The sequence below is a fragment of the Cohnella sp. 56 genome, assembly GCF_037963805.1.
In the GTDB taxonomy this organism is placed as follows: Bacteria; Bacillota; Bacilli; order Paenibacillales; family Paenibacillaceae; genus Cohnella.
The window spans coordinates 231,529-254,379 of the sequence record NZ_JAZDQE010000007.1 but is presented as its reverse complement, the minus strand read 5'-3'; the positions used below and the strand labels follow the sequence as shown (position 1 = coordinate 254,379).

Sequence of the window (22,851 nt, the reverse complement as noted above, 5' to 3'; positions counted from 1 at the left end):
CCTCTCCTGGTCCACAATGGGTTCATCGGACGACGAGAAGGAGGAGCATCATGATTAAGCACGAGGAAATTACGCGCAAGACAGCACTGGTGATCGGGGCCAACGGCGTCATCGGCCGAAATCTGATCGAATATCTGGCAACGCTGCCCGATTGGGAGATCATCGGCGTATCGAGGCGCGGCGGATCGGACATCGGCCGCGTTCGGTACGTGGCTGCCGATCTCCTGGACGCGGCGGATACGCGCGACAAGCTGGGGGAGCTGACCGGGGTCACGCATATTTTTTACGCCGCCTATCAGGATCGTCCGACGTGGGCCGAGCTGGTGGCGCCCAATCTGGCGATGCTCGTGAATACGGTCGACGCCATCGAGCCGAATGCGCCCGGTCTCAGGCATATCAGCCTCATGCAGGGCTACAAAGTCTACGGCGCTCACCTCGGACCCTTCAAGACGCCCGCACGCGAGTCGGATGCCGGCCATATGCCGCCGGAGTTCAACATCGACCAGCAGCAATTCCTCGAGCACCGCCAGCCCGGCAGCGGGTGGACATGGTCCGCGCTGCGTCCGTCGGTTGTGGCCGGATATGCGACAGGCAATCCGATGAACCTCGCGATGGTCATCGCGGTCTATGCGGCCATCTCCAAGGAACTGGGTCTGCCGCTGCGCTTCCCCGGCAAGCCGGGCGCATATGACAGCCTGCTGGAGATGACCGACGCCGGCCTGCTCGCGCGCGCGACGGTCTGGGCGGCGACCGCTCCGCGCTGCGCGAATCAAGCCTTCAATATTACGAACGGCGACCTGTTCCGCTGGAACGAGCTGTGGCCGAAGCTCGCAGCGAGCTTCGGGCTTGAGACCGCCCCGCCGCTTCAGATGTCTCTCGACACCGTCATGGCGGACAAGGAGCCGCTCTGGAACGATATGGTGGAGAAATACGGCCTCGCGCCGAACAGCTACCGAGACGTCTCATCCTGGAAATTCGGCGATTTCGTTTTCTCGTGGGATTACGACTTCTTTGCCGATGGGACCAAGGCGCGCCGCTTCGGATTCCATGAATTCGTAGACACCGAAGAGATGTTCTTGGGAATATTCGAGGATCTGCGCAGGCGCCGGGTCATCCCCTAATGACGGCCGCCGCGATCCTGCGCGAACAAGCCGACTCCGCCATCATCGGCAGGGTCGGCTTCACTATGCGATCGGAGCGCGGTCATCGGCCCATTGCTTTAACCGGCAGCGGGACGTTTAATCAGCAGCTTGCGGCGGTTCGAACAATACGCGACCCCGATCGCCGTACGAGCGCTCGATATGGGTGTCGCCCCATCTGCACATGAGATGGAGAATCTCCTTCAGGCTCCACCCGTAGGGCGTCAGCTCGTACTCTACCTTGGGCGGCACCTGGTTATATGCAATTCGCGAGACGACGCCGTCCTCGACGAGCTCTGACAGCTGCTGCGTCAGCACCTTTTGCGTAATGGACGGTATGAGCCGCATGAACTCGCCGTTGCGCCGCTTGCCGAAGGTCAGATAAAAGAGAATGACCGGCTTCCATTTGCCGCCGATGACCTCAAGCGTCGCTTCGACCGCGGTGTTATAAACCCTCATGGATTGCTCCTGCATCGCAGCATTCCCCTTCCTCCCAGCCTCTCTACTGTATCGCGTGAACGCCAGAGCCGCAACATCCGGGGAAGCTCGCGCCAGCCAGAGGGCGGGACGGTCCCGAATCGGGTATGGGAAGTATTAAGGCCAGGAGACGGCGGCGGCATAAAGAATCCAACCTGCATGGTAGAGGGCGACGATGCCGTAAATGGCGGTGGCTAGAGTGATTCCTGTGCGGACGATTCGGCGCTCGGGCATATGCCGGAGCAGGAAGAGGAGGAGGAGCGGCAGCAACGTTTTGTAGCCGTAGAACAGGAGGATGTTCGCTTCGTACAGCGCCTTCGCGATCGGATTCGCTTCCTGAATCAGATGCAATCGAATGCCGACATCCGTCGCCAGCGCATCGAATACAGACAGTATCAGAAGCATGTATCGATTCCAAACGCCGCTGCGGACCGCAATTAGCATGCTGATAGCCCCCTTTAGATACATATTGTATCATTGCAAGGCATGCCCGGGCCAGCCCGAAGTCATGAAGATGCACAGCGCGCCCCGTCTTGATATGATGTAGTCGGCAGCAAGTCATCAAGAACAAGCAAGCGTGGAGGGAATGACAGCAAATGGCGGGCAACGGACGTAATCGCAGCGACGTCAGACCGGGGCTGACGGTGGATATTGTGTTGAAGCAAGACCAGCGTACGGGCAAGCTGACGCGGGGTGTAGTAAAGGATCTGCTGACCAACTCGGCTACGCATCCGCACGGCATCAAGGTGCGGCTGCAGGACGGCCAGGTGGGCAGGGTGCAGGCCATTCTCGGCGAGGGCGATCCGAATTGAGGGCGGGTGCGTGCATGCTGCGTTAGGCGGTATCCGGCACGTTTGAACGGTATCCCCTTCGCTAAGGAATCGTCCTGGCCAGTTCATGGCGGCGGATTGTATGCGGGCTGGATGGCATGGGCGGCCATTCCTGACGGAAGGGGATACCGTTAAAACGTAGCAAAGCCATGAGTTTCCCTCAGCCCCCCCTGGGTGGCGCACCATCAGAGGACCGGCAAGCCGATGCGGCGAGCGGTCCTTTTTTGTATATATCGATATACGACTTCATCCAGAATTTGTATTAGCTGCGTTCCAATGTGCAACTTTAGGTGACGCACCGCGTTCTAATAGTCGATAGCCGTGCGGTGCAGCATTTATGGTGCGTAAAGGAGTGCAGAGGTCGGTGGCGGAGCGAGTAAAGGAGCGGGTGTTCGTGCTGCTGGCGCTGTCGGGCGCGTTGCTGGCGATCGCGCTGGCCGGCTATGGGCTCTGGCATCGTGAACAGGCGCCGAAGTCCGATTGGGATCGGCGCTTCGGGTTTCCGACGGATCGGGATGTGACGGCGATCGCGGTTCGGCCGATGGCGAACGAAGAGTCCTGGGAGCTGCAGACGGGGCGGCGGTCGGCCGGGATGGAGGGCAGCGTATTCATGGATGACGCAGCGACGCTTGAAGAGCTGATGCTGCTGCTGCATCAGTCGCCCCGTACGGGCTTCGGCGATCCGGAACCGAGCGGCGAACTGTATGTGGTCGAGCTGCGAACCGCCGACGGACGGGCGGCGCAGTACGCGGTGAACGATATGCGGGCAGCCGGGTATGCGCCGGGCAGCAAGATCTATCCGCTCCCCGCCGAGGGCCGGGAAGAGGTATGGAGACTGTCGCCCAGGGCGCTGGAGCTGCTGATCGGTCCGCCGAACGAGCGATAGAAGTTATGCGGGGAGGAATGATGATGTCTATATTCGGAAAAAGAAGCTGGCTCGCATTAACGATGTTCGCGGCGCTCTCGGCCAGTGCAGGCTTGCCGGCGGTGGCCGCCGCCGCGCAGGGCGCGAATGCCGATACGCCTGTCTTGATCGCAGAACCGGCGCCCGACGTGGCCAGGTTCGAGCTGGTGCGTCACGAGATGAAGCTGAACCTGAACGGCACTGGCGCTGTCTTGGACGGCAAGACCGTCCAGACTGCGAGGCCGATCCTGAAGGACGGCCGCGTCTATGTGGCGCTGCGCACGCTTAGCCAGTCCGGTGCTGTGTCAAGGCTCACTTGGAATCCGAAGGCGAAGTCGGTGCACGTCGCGCCGAACGCCGAGATCAATCCGGGCTTGTTCGATCTGACCTTCCGCGTCGGCTCGGAGCGCGTATACAATGCGGAGGGGATTGTGCTGGTGGGCTTAACCACGCCCAAGCCGTTCCTCTCGGGCGGCGTGGCCTATATACCGGTCAAGGCGCTGAGCTGGCTGGGGGTGTCGGCATCCGCAGCGGACGGTCAGGTTGTGTTGAAGTGGAGCGAGAAGCCGGTGCACGTAATGCGGTCTTCGTGGGAGACGCATGAAGCGCAGACGACGTTCACCATGCTGTACCGCAAGGAGATGTATGCGCCGCAGGTGATGATGGCGCTTGGGTCGGGCGCCTGGGCGGGCGGATCGGACGGCAGCCGGATCGTCGACAAGGACATCGAGATCGGCGGGCAGCTTTACAACCGCATCCAGTTCACCGTGCAGCTGCATCCGGGCATCAATCTTCTGCAGACCGCTCCGATGTCGATGAGCGGTATCGAACTCAAGGTGATTCGCCGCGTGGACGATCCGGACACGGTGCCGGTCAATCTCACGCTGGATGCAGAGCCTTACTTGACGGTGACGGCTCCGACCTCGGGCTACGTGGAGACGAAGGCAGGGACGCCGATCGTCGTATCCGGGCGAGTAGACAGCCCGCAAGATCGGAATTTTGACAAGGTGACGATTGTTATCCATAAATATATGCTCCCAAGCGCGGGATACGCTCTCGGCAACTTTGAATCGATCGCCGAGCAGGACGTTGCGATCAAGGACGGCGCGTTCGAAGGCAAGATCACGCTGAAGGAAGCGGGCTCCTATTGGATCATGATCGACAGTCCGGCGTACATTCCTTATCCCGAAATAGGTTTATCACCCACGAAGTGGGCCGAATTTTATGTGGAAGTCGGACAATAGGGCGGCATACCTCTCAATGAGCACCTGGCGTGATGCTGCGGAGCCGGCAGGGGCAGGGTTCAAATCCGCACAGGACAGGTAAGGGATTAGACGAACGATCTATCGCGCGTACTCCGCTGCCCCGGTGCGTCCATGCCGAGGAGGGGGTGCGCATGCGCATATTGGACACAAAGGAGTGGAGTCGTATGCCGCAGCACGAGCAGATGAATATTCCACTGAACCTGGAAGGCCAGGATCAGGATCAGGTGCGCGCCGCGGGCCAAGAAGCGTCCTCCGGGGACATCGTTATCTACGAATTACCCGGCTTCGAGGCTGTCGGATTGAAGTGGGAGGGCACGTTCGCGGGCGCGCAGGCGGGTGAGATCCGCGATCTGCAGCAGAATCTGAAGCGGCGTCTGGACGAGATTCCGAATCTCGTGCGACCGGATATTCTGCTCGGCTTGTCTTGTCATGTGGTCAAGGAGGGCTTCCTGCATTATGCGGCTGTAGAGGTGCCCGAGGGTACGGTCGTGCCGGGCGATATGAATCGTATCGAAGTGCCGGCCTTGACCTGTGCCAAGTACGAGCATCAAAAGGGACAGTCGATCGGCCTGTCCTACAGCAATCTCTATGCGTGGATCGAAAAGCAGGGCTACCGGGCCGCGGGTGGAGAGTTCACGCATATCGAGCTGTATCCGATGGCACAGGACGCGCATGACCGGGATCCGGCGTTTACGATTCTGATCCCGATATCCTAATCCAGAGCCAATACGATCGAAGCCGCCCCCCGATTCACGTCGGAAGGGCGGCTTTTTGGTGGTGCGCCCGGCATGGGCGATAGCTAGGTGGTGAAAGTCCACTACAGGCTTGGCAGTAGGAACTGTTAGCTGAAGGCAAGGGTGTCGGTCGTGAGGCCGAATCTGAAGGAAGCCGGAGGCAAACCCTCGGTCTGACGAACAGAAATCACATAGAAGGCAGGATGGGACGGACGAGCTTGCCATACAAAGCAAAGTCCAATACTGCCCGAATCCCATCCTGTAGATGTGGCAGATGGATGAGGGGAAAGTTATCGCTCTTACCCGGGGAGGTCTCACAGACGTGGAGTAGGAGAAAAAAAATCCGAAAGACGGAGTAAAGCTTGCTGTGAGAAGTCAGCAGACGCCATAGTACGCGAGCCGCGACAGCGGAGAGCGGAAGGGCTGAACAATCGTAAGTCTCGAGTACGGACTGAAAGGAGAGTCGATGCGATGAAAGCAGAATACCGAAAGGGCTGCCGGCAAAGAGATAGCGTGGAACGCGAAGGGTATGCAGGAGCGCGGAGCATCGAAACTCGGGAAGGAAGAGAAAGAGACGGTGCAAACGACCTGCTGGGACGGATATTGGACAGAGAAAATCTGAACCGGGCGTACAAGCAGGTCAAACGCAACCACGGAGCGCCGGGGATCGATGGGATGACCGTCGAGGCGGCGTTGCCGTGGTTGCGGGAAAACAGAGACGAACTTCTGCAAAGCATCCGGGAGGGAAGCTACAAGCCCAGCCCGGTGCGACGCAAGGAGATCCCCAAGCCAGACGGAAGCGGCGTGCGGAAGCTCGGCATTCCGACAGTGGTCGATCGCATCATTCAGCAAGCTATCGCTCAGCAACTGCAACCGATGTTCGAGCCGCTCTTCTCGGATGGAAGCTACGGCTACCGCCCGGGGCTAAGCGCGCAGCAAGCCATTCGAAACGTAAAAGCGTATGCCGAGCAAGGATATGGACACGCGGTTGAAATCGATCTGTCCAAATACTTCGACACGTTGAACCATGAGCTTCTTTTGAATCTCCTACGCAACCAAATCCAGGATAAATGCGTCATCGACCTGATCAAAAAGTACCTGAAAAGCGGAGTCATGGAGAACGGGGTGCGTCGGGCAACGCAAGAAGGCTCGCCCCAGGGCGGACCGTTGTCCCCGCTTTTGGCCAACATCTACCTGAACGAATTCGACCAGGAGATGGAACGCCGAGGCGTGAGGGTCATCCGCTATGCGGATGATATCGTCGTGTTTGCGAAGAGCAAGCGAGCAGCGACGCGGTTGCTAGAATCCAGCCGGACGTATTTGGAACAGAAACTAAAGCTCCAAATGAACACGCAGAAGAGCAAGGTGGTCAGCGTCGTAGCGCAGAAACACTTCAAATTCCTCGGATTTGCGTTGTGGAAGAACGGAAAGGGCGTATACGTACGCGTACACCGCCAATCCCTAGCCAAGGCAAAGAAGAAGTTGAAAGAGCTAACGGGTCGAAGCCAGGGCAAGAATGCCCGGCAGGTCATGGAGAACGTGAAGGTCTTTATTCGCGGTTGGATCGGCTATTTCTATGTAGCGGACATGAAGCGAATCCTGCAAGGTTGGAATGAATGGTTGCGAAGACGGATGCGGATGTACATCTGGAAGCAATGGAAGAAGCCGAAGACGAAGGTGCAGAACCTGCAAAGGCTGGGGATACCGGAGGAACAGGCTTACCAGTGGGGAAATACCCGGCTGGGTTACTGGCGAATAGCCGGAAGCGCAGTACTGCATCGCTCTGTAACAAACAAGAAGCTCGCACAGGCAGGGTATTATGACTTCCCTGCCCAGTACGAGCGTCTACGTCAATTGCACTCAAGCGATTGAACCGCCGTATACCGAACGGTACGTACGGTGGTGTGGAAGGTCGGCTACTCAATTAATGGGTAGCCTCCTATCCGATCGAGCGAATATTCAGCCGGCTGTCGAAGGGGTTGCAGCGGCACTGGCAGCCGTATCGGCGGAGCCCGCGGCGGTCGCGGCGGGCTTGGCACGCCTGTCCTTGCCGCTTCCGCCGGGAGCGCCGTCGTGTCCGCCGAGTGCGCGGCTCGTCAGCGCGGCGGCTCGGTCGGCAAGCTTGGCCTTGTGCGCGTCGTACTGCGCCTGTGTGATCTTGCCGTCCGCGAGGCGCTGATCGAGCGCGGCGGCGAGCAGCGCCTCGACCTTCGCGGTCACGGTGCCGGCGGAGACGCCGTGCTCCCCGGCCAGCGCCGAGAGCGACTTGCCGGCCTTGAGCTGCGCGGACAGCTCTTCCGTCGTCAGACCGAACAGGGCGGCGATATCGGCATTATCCTTCAGGCGGATGCCTGAGGCGAAGCCGCCGCCTCTGCCGCCGTGGCCGCGGAGGTCGCCGCCCTTGCCCGAATAGACGCGTGTCAGCGCATCCGCAGCCCGGTCGGCAAGCTTGGCCTTGTGCGCGTCGTACTGCGCCTGCGTGATCTTGCCGTCCGCCAGCCGGCTGTCGAGCTGCTCGGTCAGCGAAGCCAGTAGCAGGTCCTGGACCTTCTGCGTATCGACACCTTGCACACCGGCGATGTCGGCGAGCGACTTGCCCGCCTTAAGCTGTGCCTTGAGCTCGTCTTCGGGCAGGCCGAGCAGCTTGGCCAGCTCTGCGCTGCTCCATACGGCCCGGAGATGTCCGCCGCCGCGGTGCTGTCCCCCGCCCTTGCCGGTCTTCTCCGTCCTGGTCCCCGTTCTGTTCGCGTCCTTGCCGGCGATCGTTGGGGCGGCCGAAGCGACAGCGGCCGCCTTCGTGTCGGATGCGTTCGTCGTGTCGGCAAATGCGCTGCCCACGGCGAACGCGCTGCCGAATACGGCGACGGCGAGAGCGAGCGAGGTGATGGCGAGCTTCTTGTGCTTTTTCGGATTCGTCATGTATACAGCCTCCTTCAAGAGAATGTCGTTCACCTTCATCTTAGCCGGCCAGGCTGAATTTTGCGTGAACCCTCGCTGAACTTCTCCTGAGCACGAAAAGAGGATGAATCCCGCGCATGAGCGTTAGCGCGCCGGATTCATCCTCTCTTGTAGAGCCATCCTCGGGGACGGATTAGAAAAATTGCTCGAGCTCGGCCTTGATCGCCTCGTTGGCGCCGCCGACCTGCTTCTGATGCTGCGGCTTGCCGAACAGCGCGCCGATCTGCTCGGGATAGGTCTGCTCGATGCCCCGCAGGCGGATCGACTCGTCGAACTTGGCCGGATGGGCCGTCGACAGGGCGACGGTCACCTCGCCGTCAGCAGTCAGCCGATCGCTCGCCGCGACGCCGCAGGCGGTGTGCGGGTCGAGCAGATAATCGTACTTGGCGTAGTAGTCGCCGATCGTGTCGAGGCATTCGTCGTTCTTGACGCCGTAGGCTGCGAAGTCGGCCTGCACACGGCCCATCCGGTCGGAGGGGATGACGATGCTTCCTTCGGTCGTGAACTGGCCCATCAGGCGGGAGACTTGGGCGGCGTCCTCGTCGTACAGATAGTACAGGTAGCGCTCGAAGTTGCTCGCCACCTGGATGTCCATCGACGGGCTGTGCGTCCCGCGGAATTCGCCCGGCGCGTACACGCCTTCGTTGACGAAGCGCTCGAGGATGTTGTTCTCGTTGGTCGCGAGGATGAGCTTGCCGATCGGCAATCCCATGCGTCCCGCCAGATACCCGGCGAAGATGTCGCCGAAGTTGCCCGTCGGCACGCTGAAGTTCATCCGCTCGGCCTGGCTCTGCTGGGCAAGCTGCAGGTAAGCGTAGAAGTAATACACCGTCTGCGCCAGTATGCGCGCGATGTTGATCGAGTTGATGGCGCGCAGATGATACTTGTGCTTGAAGGCGACGTCGGCGAACAGCTCCTTGATGATGCGCTGGCAGTCGTCGAACGTGCCGTCCACGGCCAGATTCAGCACATTGCCGTCGTCCACCGTCGTCATTTGCAGCTCCTGCACCTTGCTGACTTTGCCGGACGGATGCAGGATGCAGATGCGGATGCCTTCTTTGCCGCGTACGCCCTCGATCGCCGAAGCGCCTGTGTCGCCGGAGGTCGCGCCGAGAATATGGATGACCGAGCCGGTCTGCCGCGACACGTAGCCGTACAGATTGCCGAGGAACTGCAGGGCGACGTCCTTGAACGCAAAGGTCGGCCCGTGGAACAGCTCAAGCACGTACAGACCGTTGTTGATGCGGCGTACCGGCGTCACGTCCGGGTCGCGGAACGTGCCGTAGCTGTCGTCGACCAGCCGCTTCAGCTCCGCGCGAGGGATCTCGTCTCCGATATATAGCGTGAAGATCTCGAGCGCCAGCTCCGCGTAGGAGAGCGAGCCCCATGCCTGCAGCGTGTCCGCATCGACCTGCGGCACCGTCTTCGGTACAAGCAGGCCGCCGTCGTCCGCCAGTCCCATCAGAATCGCGTCGATAAAGCCAAGGGGAGCCACCTGGCCCCGAGTGCTGATATATTCCATTCCGATCCCCTTTATCCGTATGAATGTTTGGTCTATTGTATCAAAAAAGCGCGGAGAATCCCACACGACATTGAACTTCATCGCAAGATTCGACGTTTTTATGATACGATCGTATACAGGATAACCAACCCGCTATGAGCCGGGCCGGTCAACGAACATAATTGGAGTTTACAACTATGGGAACCCCTTATTCCGCAATTCTGACCTTAATCGTATCCGCGGGCGTCATCAACCTGCTCATGGCGATCTATGCGCTCACCGGCCGCTCGAAGGTATCCATGGTGAAGACATTCGTCGCCTTCAGCATGCTGTCCGCCATCTATATATTCGGCTCTGCGCTGGAGCTTAGCGCGGGCTCCTACGAGGAGATCGTATTCTGGATCAAGTTCCAGTACCTGGGCATGCCGTTTCTGCCGCCTCTGAATCTGCTGATGATCATGTATTTTCTGGGAATGGAAAAGTACCTGAAGCGCTCCGCGCGGCTCGGCATGTTCTTGCTCCCCGCCGTCACGCTCGCACTCGTCATGACAAATGAGATGCATCACCTGTACTACCGGGATATCGTGCTCAGGACGGATACGGCTACGCCGAAGGTGGATCTCGTGGCCGGACCTTGGTATATCATCGCAGGCGCCTATACCTTCGGCTGTATGATCGGCGGCGCAGTGCTGCTGTTCGTCCATTGGCGGCGCAAAAAGAAGTACCGGTTCCAGCTGTCGACGATGCTGATCGGCCTGCTCCTGCCGCTCGCGGGGGACTTCTTCTACCTCGGCGGCCTGACGCCGGGCGGCATGGACCCGATCCCCGTCATTATGACCGTGACATCCTCCCTTTACATGTGGGCGCTCGCTTCCAGAGGCTTGTTCCACGTCGTGCCGATCGCCAGGGACAATCTGTTCGAGAGCATGCGCGACGGCGTCCTCGTGCTCGACATGGAGGAGCGGCTCGTCGATTACAATCCGGCCGCCGCCGCGATCATACCCGAGCTGTCCGCCGCGGATATCGGACACCGGCTGGATCGGCTGTGGCAGCTGCATACGAATGTCGGCCTGACCGAAGGGGATAGAGGCGCCGGCATGCCGGTCGGGAGCGCCGGAGGCGCAGCTCCCGGCAGGGCCGATATTCAGGAGATTCCATGGACGCTGGAGGACCGATTGTACCATTATCAGGTCCGCACCTCCGTCGTGCGCAACCGGGGCGACCAGGTGGCGGGCAAGCTGATCGTCATGATCGATATCACACAGCGGGTCGGATTGCAGGAGCGGCTCCGGCAGATGGCCTATTACGACGGGCTGACGGGGCTGTACAACCGGGCGCACTTCATGGGGCTGGGCGCGGCGATGCTGAGGGAGACGGCGGACAAGGGGGCGCCGATGGCAGTGCTGCTGTTCGACATCGACCACTTCAAACGGATCAATGATACGTACGGACACGATGTCGGAGACCGGGCGCTCCGGCATATCGCGAACGCATGCGGGCAGGCGCTGCGGCAGGAGGATCTGTTCGCCAGATACGGCGGCGAAGAGTTCGTGATTGCGATGCCCGACCTGACGGCGGAGCAGGCCGCGGCGGCGGCGCATCGCATCCGGCAGGCGCTGGCCGCGCAGCCGCTCGATGTGCCGGGAGGCGCGCTGCGGATCACGGCGAGCTTCGGCATCGCGGCTGTGGCGGACGGGCTGGAGGATGGCGAAGCGGCGGAGCTGGTGCTGAAGCTGGCGCTGAAGCAGGCGGATCTGGCGCTGTACGCGGCCAAGAGCGGGGGACGGGACGCGGTGCGGCTAAGCACGGCCGGGAGCTGAGTGGAATTTTATGGTGCAGCCGGGACAGCCATGGTATAATCAGCGCACTAGAACCAGCGGAGGGATCGCATTGATGCGCAGCGGCAACCCGACTTTGAACGACAAGGCCTTCGAGCGGCAAGGACACGCATACGGGCGGGACACGATGACGATCGACGGCACGGTGAACAAAGCGTTCATCATGCTGGTACTGCTGATGGCGGGAGCCTTCGTCGCCTGGAACAATTACTTCGACGGCGGAGACATCCTCCCGCTGGCGATCGGCGGCGCCATCCTGGGGTTCGTGCTGGCGCTCGTGATCAGCTTCGTGCCGAAGACGGCGCCTTATCTGGCGCCGATCTACGCGGTGGCGGAGGGCGTCTTCCTCGGTGCGATATCGGCGAACTACGAGACGTACTACGACGGCATCACGCTGCAGGCGTCACTGCTCACGATGGCGATCTTCGTCGCGCTGCTGCTCGCCTACAAGACGCGGCTGATCAAGGCGACCGAGAACTTCAAGCTCGGCGTATTCGCCGCTACGGCCGGCATCGCGATCATGTATCTGCTCAGCTTCGTGCTCGGCATGTTCGGCGTGACCGTGCCGTATCTGCATGACAGCAGCGCGATCGGCATCGGCATCTCCGCCTTTATCGTCGTCATCGCCGCGCTGAACCTCGTGCTGGACTTCGACTTCATCGAGAACGGCGCGCAGCGCGGCGCACCGAAGTACATGGAATGGTACGGGGCGTTCGGCCTGCTGGTGACGCTCGTATGGCTGTACCTGGAGATCATCCGGCTGCTGGCCAAGCTGCGGAGCCGGAACTAGGCTGGCGATCGCATCATAGGAACTAAAGCGAGCTCGTGCCCTTGGGCACGGGCTCGCTGCCGTTTAGTTGCCGCATGCCCCGATTCACTCACTCCGTCCCGCCACTCCCGCGCTTCATGCACAAAAAATGTGCACCTTCACGCTCGGTAGCCTGCTCGCCCCGCCGATCCCGCGCTTCATGCATAAAAAATGTGCACCTTCACACACGGTAGCCTGCTCGTCCCGCCGATCCCGCGCTTCATGCACAAAAAATGTGCATCTTCGCTCTCGGCGGCCTGCTCGTCCCGCCACTCCCGCGCTTCATGCACAAAAAATGTGCACCTTCGCACTCGGTAGCCCGCTCACCCCGCCACTCCCGCGCTTCATGCACAAAAAATGTGCATCTTCGCTCTCGGCAGCCTGCTCGCTCCGCCACTCTCGCGCTTCATGCACAAAAAATGTGCATCTTCGCTCTCGGCAGTCTGCTCGCTCCGACACTCTCGCGCTTCATGCACATAGAATGTGCACCTTCGCACTCGGTAGCCCGCTCACCCCGCCGATCCCGCGCTTCATGCACAAAAAATGTGCATCTCCACGCTCGGTAGCCTGCTCGCTCCGCCACTCTCGCGCTTCATGCACATCAAATGTGCACCTCCACGCTCGACAGCCTGCTCGCTCCGCCACTCTCGCGCTTCATGCACATCAAATGTGCACCTTCGCACTCGGTAGCCCGCTCACCCCGCCGATCCCGCGCTTCATGCACAAAAAATGTGCACCTTCACACACGGCAGCCTGCTCGTCCCGCCGATCCCGCGCTTCATGCACAAAAAATGTGCATCTTCGCTCTCGGCGGCCTGCTCGTCCCGCCACTCTCGCGCTTCATGCACATAGAATGTGCACCTTCACATTCGGTAGCCTGCTCGTCCCGCCGATCCCGCGCTTCATGCACAAAAAATGTGCATCTTCGCTCTCGGCGGCCTGCTCGTCCCGCCACTCCCGCGCTTCATGCACATCAAATGTGCACCTTCGCACTCGGTAGCCCGCTCACCCCGCCACTCCCGCGCTTCATGCACAAAAAATGTGCATCTTCGCTCTCGGCAGCCTGCTCGCTCCGCCACTCTCGCGCTTCATGCACATAGAATGTGCACCTTCACATTCGGCGGCCCGCTCACCCCGCCGATCCCGCGCTTCATGCACAAAAAATGTGCACCTTCGCACTCGGTAGCCCGCTCGTCCCGCCGATCCCGCGCTTCATGCACAAAAAATGTGCATCTTCGCTCTCGGCGGCCCGCTCACCCCGCCGCTCCCGCGCTTCATGCACAAAAAATGTGCACCTCCGCACTCGGTAGCCCGCTCATCCCACCGCTCCCGCGCTTCATGCACAAAAAATGTGCACCTTCGCACTCGGTAGCCCGCTCACCCCGCCGATCCCGCGCTTCATGCACATAGAATGTGCACCTTCACATTCGGCAGCCCGCTCGCCCCGCCGATCCCGCGCTTCATGCACGAATTGTGCGGTTCCGCGGCAAGATCGCTGGGGCGAGCGCCCTCGGCGCTCCGTTCCGCCGCCGCGTCCGCGCCCCCGGCGCTCTGAGCGCAAAGCTGCGGCCCTGGGAAGACAGACAGCGCCGTGGGGCGGCATACGAAAAAAGAGCGCTCGTGCCAAGGCACGGGCGCTCTCTGCTTGAAGTTGAGGTAAGTTGAGGCATAATGCTTGCTCTAAAGCTCAGGCGCACGGCTTACTCCTCAACCGTGTCGAGCAGCCTCGAGATGACTTGTGCGCTCTCCGCGCGGGTTGTTTTACCCTGAGGCACGAACTTGTTGCTCGTACGTCCCTTAATCAATCCAAGCGCCTGAGCGGACTGCACGGCGTCTTGCGCCCAGGAGCTGATGCTGGCCCGGTCGGCGAAGGCAGCTGCGTCCGATGTGGCTGGTTGGCCGCCGGATTTGTACGTATATGCGCGTACGAGCAGCGTCGCCATCTCTTCGCGGGTTATTGCCGCATTCGGCGCAAATTTGTTGCCGCTTCGTCCGGTCACGATGCCCGCTTCGCCGGCCGCAGCCGCTTCGGCCGCGAACCAGTCGGAGGCGTTGACGTCGCTGAATTGTGCCCGGGCTTCCGTCTTGAGGTTCAAGGCATGGGCGATCATGGCGACGAACTCGGCCCGCGTGACTTCTCTGGCAGGCGCGAACTCCGTTTTGTTGATGCCTTGCACGATATGTCTGGCCGCCATCTGCTTGATCGCTTGTGCGGCCCAGAACGAATCGCTGACATCCGTGAACGATTTGTCGTAGCTGAGTACGGCATATTTGCTGAAGTGAGTTATTTTGGCTGTCATTTTACCTGCCGCCCATTTACCTCCCATATACTCGAGCGAGCCGTCGTCAGCGATGTAGTAGACGCCGAGCAGCTCCTCGTTCGCGCTGGCATTCGCGTTCAGGCTGATCGTGACCGGTTCGTCGAAGCGGGACAGCTTGATTTCTTTGCCGTCATTGCCCGCAATCGAGAGCGAGAACTCGAGCACATCTCCGGCCGCGACGACTTGGGCGTTGTATTTTTGCTGTGCGCGATCGAGCAGCGCCAGGCTGTCCGCCGATGCTACGGGCGACATCCCGAAGGAAATAACAGCATCCTTGAGCTGATCGGCCGGGATCAGTCCTTGCAGCTTCAATATTACATCGCCCGGAATCGTGACGGTCGCACGATCGTTTTTAATCTCCACCGTGCTCTGCTTGTCGATGGCTCCCGTATTCGCCGCAAACTGCACGGACTTCTGATCGCTGCCGATCGTAACGGCGATCTTGCCGGAGGCATCGGCCTTCGGCAGGCTGATGACGGCCGGAGGAGAAGGTTGCGTAATAACATTCCCATTCCCGTTCCCGTTGCCGTCGCTGTCCGCTGCTTTCGGCGTGGCGGCGACTTCTGCCGAGTTTACACTTTCGAGATTGTCCTTCACAGCTGAGACGACGTAAAAGTAATTCGTGCCGTTCGCCGCGCTGTTGTCCGAATAAGTCGTGCCGGTCACGCTGGTTGCCAGGGTAGCGTAGGTTCCTCCCGAGACGGTGGAGCGCTTCACGTTGTAAGAGGTGGCGTCCGCTGTCGCGTTCCACTTCAAAGCGACTGTGGCATCGCCCGGCGTTGCCGTTAATCCGGTCGGCGCTGCGGGCGCGTGATTCGTAAAGGCAACGTTGTCGACGTACATTCTGCCTGCATAATCGCTCTTGTCGTCAGCGACGATAATGATGATTTTCCCCAGCTCCGTATCCGGAGCGATGCCATTCATCTTGTCGAGATCGAATGAGGCTTGGTAGCGATACAGGCCATCGGCCGTCTTCTCCTTGAGCGCCAGCGCCGACAGCGGGATGCTGATATTTTCCGGATGCTGCGCCCAGTAGCTGAGCGACGGCGCTCCGAACACCAGGTTCACGGTGAGCGCGCCCTCGGATGCGCGAACCGGATTCAGATAAAAGTCAAAATCGAGATAGCGGTTCGCTCCGCGCGTCATTTTCGATTTTTCAAGCGACAGCCGCGGTGCGCTCGCCCAGTTGTCCGAAGGCTTGACGTCGGGATAGTTAATATTCCACGAGAGAGCCTTGGACCCGTTCGCGTCCTCGACCGTCAATGCGCCCTTGAATCCGGAATCTCCGGTCCAGCTCCAGCCCTGGCGCGTCGCATCCTCGAACGTTGACGGGAGAGCGGCCGTTCCTGCCGGCGCATGTTCGACCGGCTGCACAACGACGGTGCGCTCGCCGGAAAACGTGATATTGTCCAGCGAGATGGTGCTGGCGTGCGGCGAGGCGATCAAGAAAATGATGTTGGTCAAAATATGATCCTCGGCGTCGTTGGCGATATTCTCGAGGTTAGCGGCGCTCTCTCCGGACAGTGTGATAACCGCTTTGTACACGCCCTCGGATACCTTCACATAATCGTTCGCCTTCACCTCCGCGGGGGTCCCGGGATTGGCCCAGCCGGCCGACTTGGATTGCGGGATGGCCGCAATCGAGACGGCTGCAGGCGCCGAAGCAATGACATCCATCGTGATCTTGTTCGTGCCTAAAATATCGGGTCTGGCGGTGCTGCCGTTGGCCGAGATCCGGTTATCCCAGACTGAAGCGCTGTCCGCCTTTAACCCTGCGATTTGCAATTGGTTGTTCGCATTCGTCACGACGAGAGCGGTCGGGCTATCGCTGTTCTGGCCGAAGCCCTGAGTCGTCCCATCGTTAAAATCCCATACCGTCGTCGAGAATTCTTCCTTCGTGCGATCGATCGGTTCATACGGGATTCCCTTGATCCTGGCGCGGACGTACTCGCCCGAGAGACTCAGCTCTCTCGCTGCCCATACGTGATCGTCGCCGGGGTCCAGGTCGGTCGCATTCGTCTTGCCCAGCTCCAGGGCGGTGAACGCCGCCGACGTCTCCGCCTTGTTCGTCAGCGACCAGTTCGCCCAGCTGATATTGTGGGCGGCCAGGAAGTCGAGCCACTCGTCGGCTGCATCGAGGAATGGCCCGTTGTTGCCGCTGGCCTCGCTGGTCCCCCACTCCGTAGCGAACAGCGCAGCTCCATGCTCAAGCGCGAACATGGCATTGCTCATCACATTGTTTCTGTCCGAGCTGTCCGTCGCAGGCAGATGGGTGCCTGTATAAAAATGAACCGTGTACATCGTATTGTTCTTGGCGTCCGCGATCGGGTCCAGGGCGGCCAGATCTGCGCGCTGGCTCCAGTTGGGGCTGCCGACGATGACGATATTGTCGTTGCCGGTCTCGCGGAGCATCCGGACGATCGGCTCTGCATACGACTTCACGGCGGCCCAGCCGTCCGCATCGTTCGTGACACCGCCGCCGGCCACGCCGCCGTCTCCGCTGTTGGGCTCGTTGGCCAGCTCGTAAATAATATGTTTATTGTTTTTATACTTGGCGGAGATTTCTGTGAAGAAATCCATCGCCCCCTGGTACACCGCCGCATTCGGATTGCCCGGGGAATGTACGTGCCAATCCACGATTACGTACATGTCGTTGGCGATGGCGAGGTCGATGCCCTTAATGACTTCTTCCTTGACCTGCGGCTTCGTGGCATAGCCGTCTTCTCCGACGTACATCGCGAGCCGGATCACGTTGGCTTCCCAGTCGTTCGCAAGCGCTTTGAACGCATTGTCGTTGAGAATCTGCGGGAACCATTGCAGCCCGTGGGTGCTCATCCCGCGCAGCTGAATCGGGTTGCCGTGCTCGTCGCCAAGCATCCGCTCGCCGTTGCCGCCCGTAATCAATTGCAGATGTCCGCCCTCCGACGGCTTGACGGCCGTATCCGCGATCAAATGCGTGTAGTCCGTCTCCGCTGCCTGGGCAGCCCCGGCTGGAACAAGCGGGATTAACAGCACAAGCGCCATCATCCAAGAAAGAACCCGTTTAAACACGCGTTTATTCATAAGTAAACCTCCCGAACTCCAGTTTTTATTCATCTAAAATGCAGCTGCGGCAGCAAGGGAAACGTTTCCCATCATCAACAAAAAAATATGCATGTCTATTGGCTTTTCATTGAGGGGCGATCACTTCTTTCTCTAAGAAGTTAAAACCTAACGAAAAAACGATATATAAAGCGCTTCCATAAACGCAATTCAATGTTGGATGCGAGTTCTGTTCTGCGTTTTTATTAGAATATCATAAAGTTATATTTTTACAAGGGAAACGTTTCCCCAACTTGGGCTAACGGGGAACTTTCGTTGCAAAGGCGAAGAAAACAAGGTATCTTTGCTGTAATATAACAATATGATCCGCAAGAAAAAGGTGAGCAGGATGGCCAAAAACATTCGTGACATCGCAAAATCTGCAGGTGTATCGGTTACAACCGTATCCAAGGTCATCAATAATCATCCGAGTGTCAGCTCGAAAACGAAGGAACGTGTCCTTCAGATCATTCGGGACGAGCGGTTTATTCCGAGCCATACGGCCCGCGGATTAGTTAAAGGGAGATCGAAAACGCTAGGCATATTTTTAACTACCGGCTTGTCTCATCCCTTCTTCTCCAATGTGATGGTCGGGATGGAGGATGCGCTGAAGCAGACAGGCTACGACCTCATGTACCTGGCCCAGATCGACTGGAGTCCCGAATACAGCCTGGTTCGGCATGCGCTGAGCCGCAATGTGGAAGGCGTCCTTATTTTCGGATTCCATAAACATGATTTGAACTTCGACGAGATGATCCAATCCGAGATTCCGACCGTCTTTATCGATATGGATATGATTGGTATCCGCGCCGGCTTCGTCACGTCCGATAATGTCGAGAGCATCAAGGTTGCCGTCCGTTATTTGCACGAATTGAAGCATCGCAAAATTGCCTTCTTGTCCGGGCAGCTCGATTCCTACGTCGGCAAGCTGCGCTTCGAAGGCTATCGGCAAGCCATTCATGAGCTTGGATTGCCTTATCTGTCGGAGTATATTGCAACGGGAGATTTTACGAAGGCGTCGGGCTATAAGGCGATGAAGGCTTTTCTTCAGCTGAAGGAGCCTCCGACTGCCGTCGTCTGCAGCTCGGATATGGGCGCAGTGGGCGTCATGGAAGCGGCCAAGGAAGCCGGACTGTCCGTGCCGAACGATCTGTCGGTCATCGGATTCGACGATATCGAATTGGCCAAGCATATGCAGCCCGCCCTCACGACGACGCATCAGGACTTCCATACGATCGGCTATCAATCCGTCCTCATGCTGAACGACATGATCAATTCCCCGAATGTCCCGCCTCCGGCTCTTGTCGTGCCTACCACATTCGCCGTTCGCGAGTCTTGTGCCATTTGTTCCGAAGAGGCCGTACAATGATCTCCTCGCGCGGGCGAGAAGTTCGAGGGCTTCGAGGATGGGCGGGACAAGCGAGTGGCATCCAAACATATTTACGCAATCAACCGCCGCTGAACCGGAATCAGATGGGTTTGAAATAATCGCAAATAACGCGCCGCTTCGCGCCTTGACCTAAGCGCGTACAGAACAGAGACCGTCAGGGAAGTTCCCCTGACGGCCTTTTTGCGATTGGCAGTTATGCCGAGAGAAGCGGCAGCTATACAACTTTCACCGCGCCAGGTCGGGTACGCGGAAGGAGACGGTCGTCCCGGCTCCCGGGCGGCTGACGATGCGGAGACCCTGTCCGTACAGGCGCTTCAGGCGCCGGTTCGTATTGTAGAGCCCGACGCCGCGGCCGGCCTCCGCGAGCTGAGTCAGCACGCGCTCCGCCTGGTTCTCCGTCATGCCGACGCCGTCGTCGGCGACCTCGATCGCGATCTGGCCGTCGCGGCGCAGGATGCGGATGCGAACCGTGCCTCCGTCGCTCCGCGGCAGCACGCCATGCTTGACCGCATTCTCGACGAGCGGTTGGATCGACAGCGGCGGGATCAGCGGTTCGAGACCGGGCTCCGTTTCCCATACGACGTTCAGCCTGCTGCCGAACCGCGCACGCTCGATGAACAGATAGGCTTCGGTCAGCTCAATCTCGTGGGACAGCAGCACCTGCTCCTCGGCATTGATTGAATCAAAGCTCATGCGCAGAAAGGAGGCGAACGCGTGGCCGAGCTCCCGCATGCGATCGGGATCGGTCTCGCCGAGCGCGACGATGGAATTAAGTGTGTTGACGACAAAGTGGGGCTGTATCTGAGCCTGCAAATACGCGGCTTCCATGCGCAGGCGTTCGCTGGCGGACCGCTTGAGCGCGACGAGCGCGCGAATGCGGTATCGCAGCTCCGGAGCGTCCACCGGCTTGGCGACGTAGTCGCTCGCGCCGGCCTTGAAGCCCGCATAGATGTCGGCGGGCTGGCTGCGGGCAGTGAGCAGGAGGATCGGCAGCTCCGAGAAGGAGTAGCGTTCTCTGGCCTGCTGCGTCAGCTCATAGCCGGACATGCGCGGCATCATCACATCCGCGATGAGCAGATCCCAGTGGCGGCTGCCGAGCATGCCGAGCGCCTCCTGGCCCGACCGGGCGTACGCAATCTCGTACGGCTCGCTCGACAGGATGCCCGCGAGTACGCTCAGATTCACCGGATCGTCGTCGACGGCGAGGATGTGCACGCGGCCACCGGGCTGCAAGTAAAGCGCCGCGGCAATCTCCGCGTCCGCCTCCGCGGTCCCGAAGGGCGCATCAACAGCGGCTGCGGGACGGGAATTGCCGTACGGAGCGGGGGAGCCGGGGGCTGGCGGTATGCCGTCCGGCCGCGCCAAGGCAGCGGTCGGCGTGGGAGCAACCGGCCTCGCGCCGTCGGGGCGCGCCGATGCGTCCGCCGCCAATGAAGCGGACGTCAAAGCGCCGTGAGCTCGCGCCGAGGCATCCGCTCGTGTCTCCGTCGGCTCGGCAGCCGGGTCGGCATCCGCCGCGCCGGAGTCGGCCCCCGCCACAGGCAGGTCGAACCGGAACACCGACCCGGCGCCGGGGGCGGAGCGCACTGTCAGCGAGCCGCCGTGCAGCTCGGCCAGCTGCCTGGAGATGCTGAGGCCCAGCCCGATGCCGTCGCCGCCCGGCCCTTGCTCGTAGCGCCGGAAGACGCGCGCCTGGGTCTCATCGTCCATGCCGATGCCGGTATCGGCTACGGCGACGAGGACGCGTCCGCCTCGCAGCTCGGCGGAGATCGTGACGTCGCCTTCGTCGGTGAACTTGATGCCGTTGTGCAGCAGGTTGTACAGAATCTGCACGACGCGGTGCTCGTCGGCGAGGACGGACGGCAGCGTGTCCGGGACATCCGCGCGCAGACGGACGGGTTTGCCTTCGACGAGGAAGCCGAGCATATCCAGGACGCCGGGCACGATCGCCTGGATGCGCAGCGGCGAGGGGCGCAGCGCGATGCCGCCGTCCTGCAGACGGGCGACGTCGAGCAGGTCGTTCAGCAGATGGGACATGCGCCGGCTGACGCCGACGAGCAGGTCCATGTCCCGGAGCGAGCGTTCGCCGAGGCGCGCCCGCTCCCGCAGCATCACGGTCTCCGCGATGTTCATGATGCCGTGCAGCGGCGTCCGCAGCTCATGCGACGTGTTGGCGAGGAATTGATCCTTCAGCTTGTCGGTCTCCCGCAGCTGCTCGTTCAGCAGCGCATTCTCCCTGGCGTTGCGGAAGTAGACCTGGAACCAGTAGGACGAGAAGCCGATGATCGCCGCGATGACCTCGATCGGATAATACACCGGCGTAATGTCGAGCAGCGCATTGAATGCGCCCCAGATGACGCTCGACAGCACGGCCGAACCGGACAGCAGCAGGAAGACGGAGCCTTCGTCGCTCTGCCTGCGGGCGTACATCCGGGTGACGAGCCATCCCATCCGCACGAAGGGCAGTAAATAGAAGACGCTGAAGATGAGATAGTGGCGCGAAGTGTACACCCAGGAGGCAGGTGCGATCGCGATTAAGGCCGTATAAGCGCACAGCAATGCGGTATAGACACGAAGCCCCGACCGCCAGGACGGCTCCGGGATGAACCGTTTGTAGAGCAGTAGAATCATGTAGGACAGCCACATATAGGAGAACAGCCGGATTTTCAAGCTCCAGGCGAAGTCAATCGGCAGCCAGAGCAGGAGCAGATTGTCGTGATCGGAGGTGATAGTCAGGCCGGCGGTCAGCGTGAGCAGGCCAAAGAGCAGGAACGTCCTGTCGCGCCGATTGAACAGATAAAGCGTGAAGGCATACAAGCCGTGAAGCAGCAGCACGATAAACGTGACCAGTTGAAAGCCGATCGAATACAGCCTGGCGAAGTCGACCGACGACTGGGCGCCGAACAGCACGGAGCGGGTAATGCCGCCCAGGAACGGATGGTCGAAGTTGGACACCTGCACGAGCAGGTCGATCTCCGTCGCGCCTTCGCCGTCGTAGGTCGCGGTGAAGGAGATGCTCCGGGGCACATAAGCATCCCTGGTCTCGGCGACGCGGCCGATCGTGCCCTCCGAGAAGCCGTTCATCGAAACGACGGACGCGGACTGGATGCGGTTCAGCCAGAAGGTGACGGGTTTGTCCAGCGGGTCGGTCAGAATGCGCAGACGGTACGTGCCGTAGCCGTAGGACGATGCTCCGTCGCCTGCATCCAGCGCGCTCCGCCAGTCTCCCGGCACCTGGATCGGGCGGGATGCGAGCGTCTCCGACTTGAGCGCCTCCTCGGTGAGCAGGCGGGAAGGATAGAAGCGCCACTGGCCATCCAGAGCGAAGGGTCGCACAGATTCCAGGTCGACGCCCCGCAGGTCGAGTACGCCGTCCGCGATGACGGGATGCGAGACGGGGAAGAACAGATGGGTCCATGACCATCTGAGGCCGAACAGGACGGCGAAGAAGAGAGCGGCGACGGCGATATATTGGCGTGTGGATAGCGATTTTCGTTTCATAATGTGCAAAGTTCGACATAACGCTGCATATTTCCTAGCGGCAGGCTGATTTTTTCCATGGAAGAGCACACCGACTGGTAACAATAGCAGGGACAACCATCTTC

Annotated in this window: 15 protein-coding genes; 9 read left to right on the top strand and 6 right to left on the bottom strand. The window is 60.2% G+C overall.

Annotated elements, in window-relative coordinates:
- Positions 1–50 precede the first annotated feature (50 nt).
- On the top strand, positions 51–1,121 hold the full coding sequence (locus tag VQ071_RS14810; protein ID WP_340514823.1) for an SDR family oxidoreductase: 1,071 nt from the start codon (positions 51–53) through the stop codon (positions 1,119–1,121).
- Positions 1,122–1,238: 117 nt separating this feature from the next.
- Here VQ071_RS14810 and VQ071_RS14805 read toward each other — a convergent pair whose 3' ends face one another.
- Positions 1,239–1,598: a winged helix-turn-helix transcriptional regulator gene (locus VQ071_RS14805; protein ID WP_340514821.1), complete on the bottom strand. Its 360-nt coding sequence runs from the start codon at positions 1,596–1,598 to the stop codon at positions 1,239–1,241.
- A gap of 135 nt (positions 1,599–1,733) precedes the next feature.
- Positions 1,734–2,060 (bottom strand): DUF5658 family protein, encoded by a 327-nt coding sequence (locus VQ071_RS14800; RefSeq protein ID WP_340514820.1) that lies wholly within the window; start codon positions 2,058–2,060, stop codon positions 1,734–1,736.
- A 152-nt stretch (positions 2,061–2,212) separates the two neighbouring features.
- On the opposite strand from VQ071_RS14800, the gene VQ071_RS14795 reads away from it, so the two are divergent.
- The 5 genes from VQ071_RS14795 to ltrA all read left to right on the top strand — a co-directional run bounded on the left by VQ071_RS14795 (position 2,213) and on the right by ltrA (position 7,221).
- Positions 2,213–2,428 (top strand): YwbE family protein, encoded by a 216-nt coding sequence (locus tag VQ071_RS14795; RefSeq protein WP_340514819.1) that lies wholly within the window; start codon positions 2,213–2,215, stop codon positions 2,426–2,428.
- Positions 2,429–2,810: 382 nt separating this feature from the next.
- Complete coding sequence (locus VQ071_RS14790; RefSeq protein ID WP_340514818.1) at positions 2,811–3,332, top strand: hypothetical protein; 522 nt, start codon at positions 2,811–2,813, stop codon at positions 3,330–3,332.
- A 23-nt stretch (positions 3,333–3,355) separates the two neighbouring features.
- Positions 3,356–4,594, top strand: coding sequence for a hypothetical protein (locus tag VQ071_RS14785; RefSeq protein WP_340514817.1), 1,239 nt, complete (start codon positions 3,356–3,358; stop codon positions 4,592–4,594).
- 152 nt (positions 4,595–4,746) lie between these two features.
- On the top strand, positions 4,747–5,331 hold the full coding sequence (locus tag VQ071_RS14780; protein ID WP_340514816.1) for a GyrI-like domain-containing protein: 585 nt from the start codon (positions 4,747–4,749) through the stop codon (positions 5,329–5,331).
- Between the two features lie 489 nt (positions 5,332–5,820).
- Positions 5,821–7,221: a group II intron reverse transcriptase/maturase gene (gene ltrA, locus VQ071_RS14775; protein ID WP_340514815.1), complete on the top strand. Its 1,401-nt coding sequence runs from the start codon at positions 5,821–5,823 to the stop codon at positions 7,219–7,221.
- A gap of 87 nt (positions 7,222–7,308) precedes the next feature.
- Here the strand turns inward: ltrA and VQ071_RS14770 are convergent, their stop codons facing one another.
- Together VQ071_RS14770 and thrC are read right to left on the bottom strand one after the other, a co-directional pair.
- The gene (locus tag VQ071_RS14770; RefSeq protein ID WP_340514814.1) at positions 7,309–8,268 is read right to left on the bottom strand and encodes an SHOCT domain-containing protein; all 960 of its coding nucleotides are present in this window, start codon (positions 8,266–8,268) and stop codon (positions 7,309–7,311) included.
- Between the two features lie 172 nt (positions 8,269–8,440).
- Positions 8,441–9,829: a threonine synthase gene (gene thrC / locus VQ071_RS14765; RefSeq protein WP_340514813.1), complete on the bottom strand. Its 1,389-nt coding sequence runs from the start codon at positions 9,827–9,829 to the stop codon at positions 8,441–8,443.
- A gap of 176 nt (positions 9,830–10,005) precedes the next feature.
- On the opposite strand from thrC, the gene VQ071_RS14760 reads away from it, so the two are divergent.
- Together VQ071_RS14760 and VQ071_RS14755 are read left to right on the top strand one after the other, a co-directional pair.
- Positions 10,006–11,628 carry a histidine kinase N-terminal 7TM domain-containing diguanylate cyclase gene (locus VQ071_RS14760; protein ID WP_340514812.1) on the top strand — a complete coding sequence of 541 codons (1,623 nt, stop codon included), beginning with the start codon at positions 10,006–10,008 and terminating at the stop codon, positions 11,626–11,628.
- Between the two features lie 73 nt (positions 11,629–11,701).
- Entirely contained in the window at positions 11,702–12,436 is a 735-nt protein-coding gene (locus VQ071_RS14755) for a Bax inhibitor-1/YccA family protein (RefSeq protein ID WP_340514811.1), read from the top strand.
- Positions 12,437–14,154: 1,718 nt separating this feature from the next.
- Here the strand turns inward: VQ071_RS14755 and VQ071_RS14750 are convergent.
- Positions 14,155–17,838, bottom strand: coding sequence for a carbohydrate-binding domain-containing protein (locus tag VQ071_RS14750; RefSeq protein ID WP_340514809.1), 3,684 nt, complete (start codon positions 17,836–17,838; stop codon positions 14,155–14,157).
- A gap of 367 nt (positions 17,839–18,205) precedes the next feature.
- On the opposite strand from VQ071_RS14750, the gene VQ071_RS14745 reads away from it, so the two are divergent.
- On the top strand, positions 18,206–19,225 hold the full coding sequence (locus VQ071_RS14745; protein ID WP_340514808.1) for a LacI family DNA-binding transcriptional regulator: 1,020 nt from the start codon (positions 18,206–18,208) through the stop codon (positions 19,223–19,225).
- Between the two features lie 246 nt (positions 19,226–19,471).
- On the opposite strand, the gene VQ071_RS14740 is transcribed toward VQ071_RS14745, so the two are convergent.
- A complete protein-coding gene (locus VQ071_RS14740; protein ID WP_340514806.1) occupies positions 19,472–22,747 on the bottom strand; it encodes an ATP-binding protein in 3,276 nt (1,091 codons plus the stop codon).
- Between the last annotated feature and the right edge of the window lie 104 nt (positions 22,748–22,851).

Coding starts and splice junctions, on each gene's coding strand:
- VQ071_RS14745 (WP_340514808.1), top strand. CDS start 18,206: ATGGCCAAAAACATTCGTGACATCGCAAAATCTGCAGGTGTATCGGTT.
- VQ071_RS14785 (WP_340514817.1), top strand. CDS start 3,356: ATGTCTATATTCGGAAAAAGAAGCTGGCTCGCATTAACGATGTTCGCG.
- VQ071_RS14755 (WP_340514811.1), top strand. CDS start 11,702: ATGCGCAGCGGCAACCCGACTTTGAACGACAAGGCCTTCGAGCGGCAA.
- VQ071_RS14800 (WP_340514820.1), bottom strand. CDS start 2,060: ATGCTAATTGCGGTCCGCAGCGGCGTTTGGAATCGATACATGCTTCTG.
- VQ071_RS14770 (WP_340514814.1), bottom strand. CDS start 8,268: ATGACGAATCCGAAAAAGCACAAGAAGCTCGCCATCACCTCGCTCGCT.
- VQ071_RS14805 (WP_340514821.1), bottom strand. CDS start 1,598: ATGAGGGTTTATAACACCGCGGTCGAAGCGACGCTTGAGGTCATCGGC.
- thrC (WP_340514813.1), bottom strand. CDS start 9,829: ATGGAATATATCAGCACTCGGGGCCAGGTGGCTCCCCTTGGCTTTATC.
- VQ071_RS14780 (WP_340514816.1), top strand. CDS start 4,747: ATGCGCATATTGGACACAAAGGAGTGGAGTCGTATGCCGCAGCACGAG.
- ltrA (WP_340514815.1), top strand. CDS start 5,821: ATGAAAGCAGAATACCGAAAGGGCTGCCGGCAAAGAGATAGCGTGGAA.
- VQ071_RS14810 (WP_340514823.1), top strand. CDS start 51: ATGATTAAGCACGAGGAAATTACGCGCAAGACAGCACTGGTGATCGGG.
- VQ071_RS14750 (WP_340514809.1), bottom strand. CDS start 17,838: ATGAATAAACGCGTGTTTAAACGGGTTCTTTCTTGGATGATGGCGCTT.
- VQ071_RS14795 (WP_340514819.1), top strand. CDS start 2,213: ATGGCGGGCAACGGACGTAATCGCAGCGACGTCAGACCGGGGCTGACG.
- VQ071_RS14740 (WP_340514806.1), bottom strand. CDS start 22,747: ATGAAACGAAAATCGCTATCCACACGCCAATATATCGCCGTCGCCGCT.
- VQ071_RS14760 (WP_340514812.1), top strand. CDS start 10,006: ATGGGAACCCCTTATTCCGCAATTCTGACCTTAATCGTATCCGCGGGC.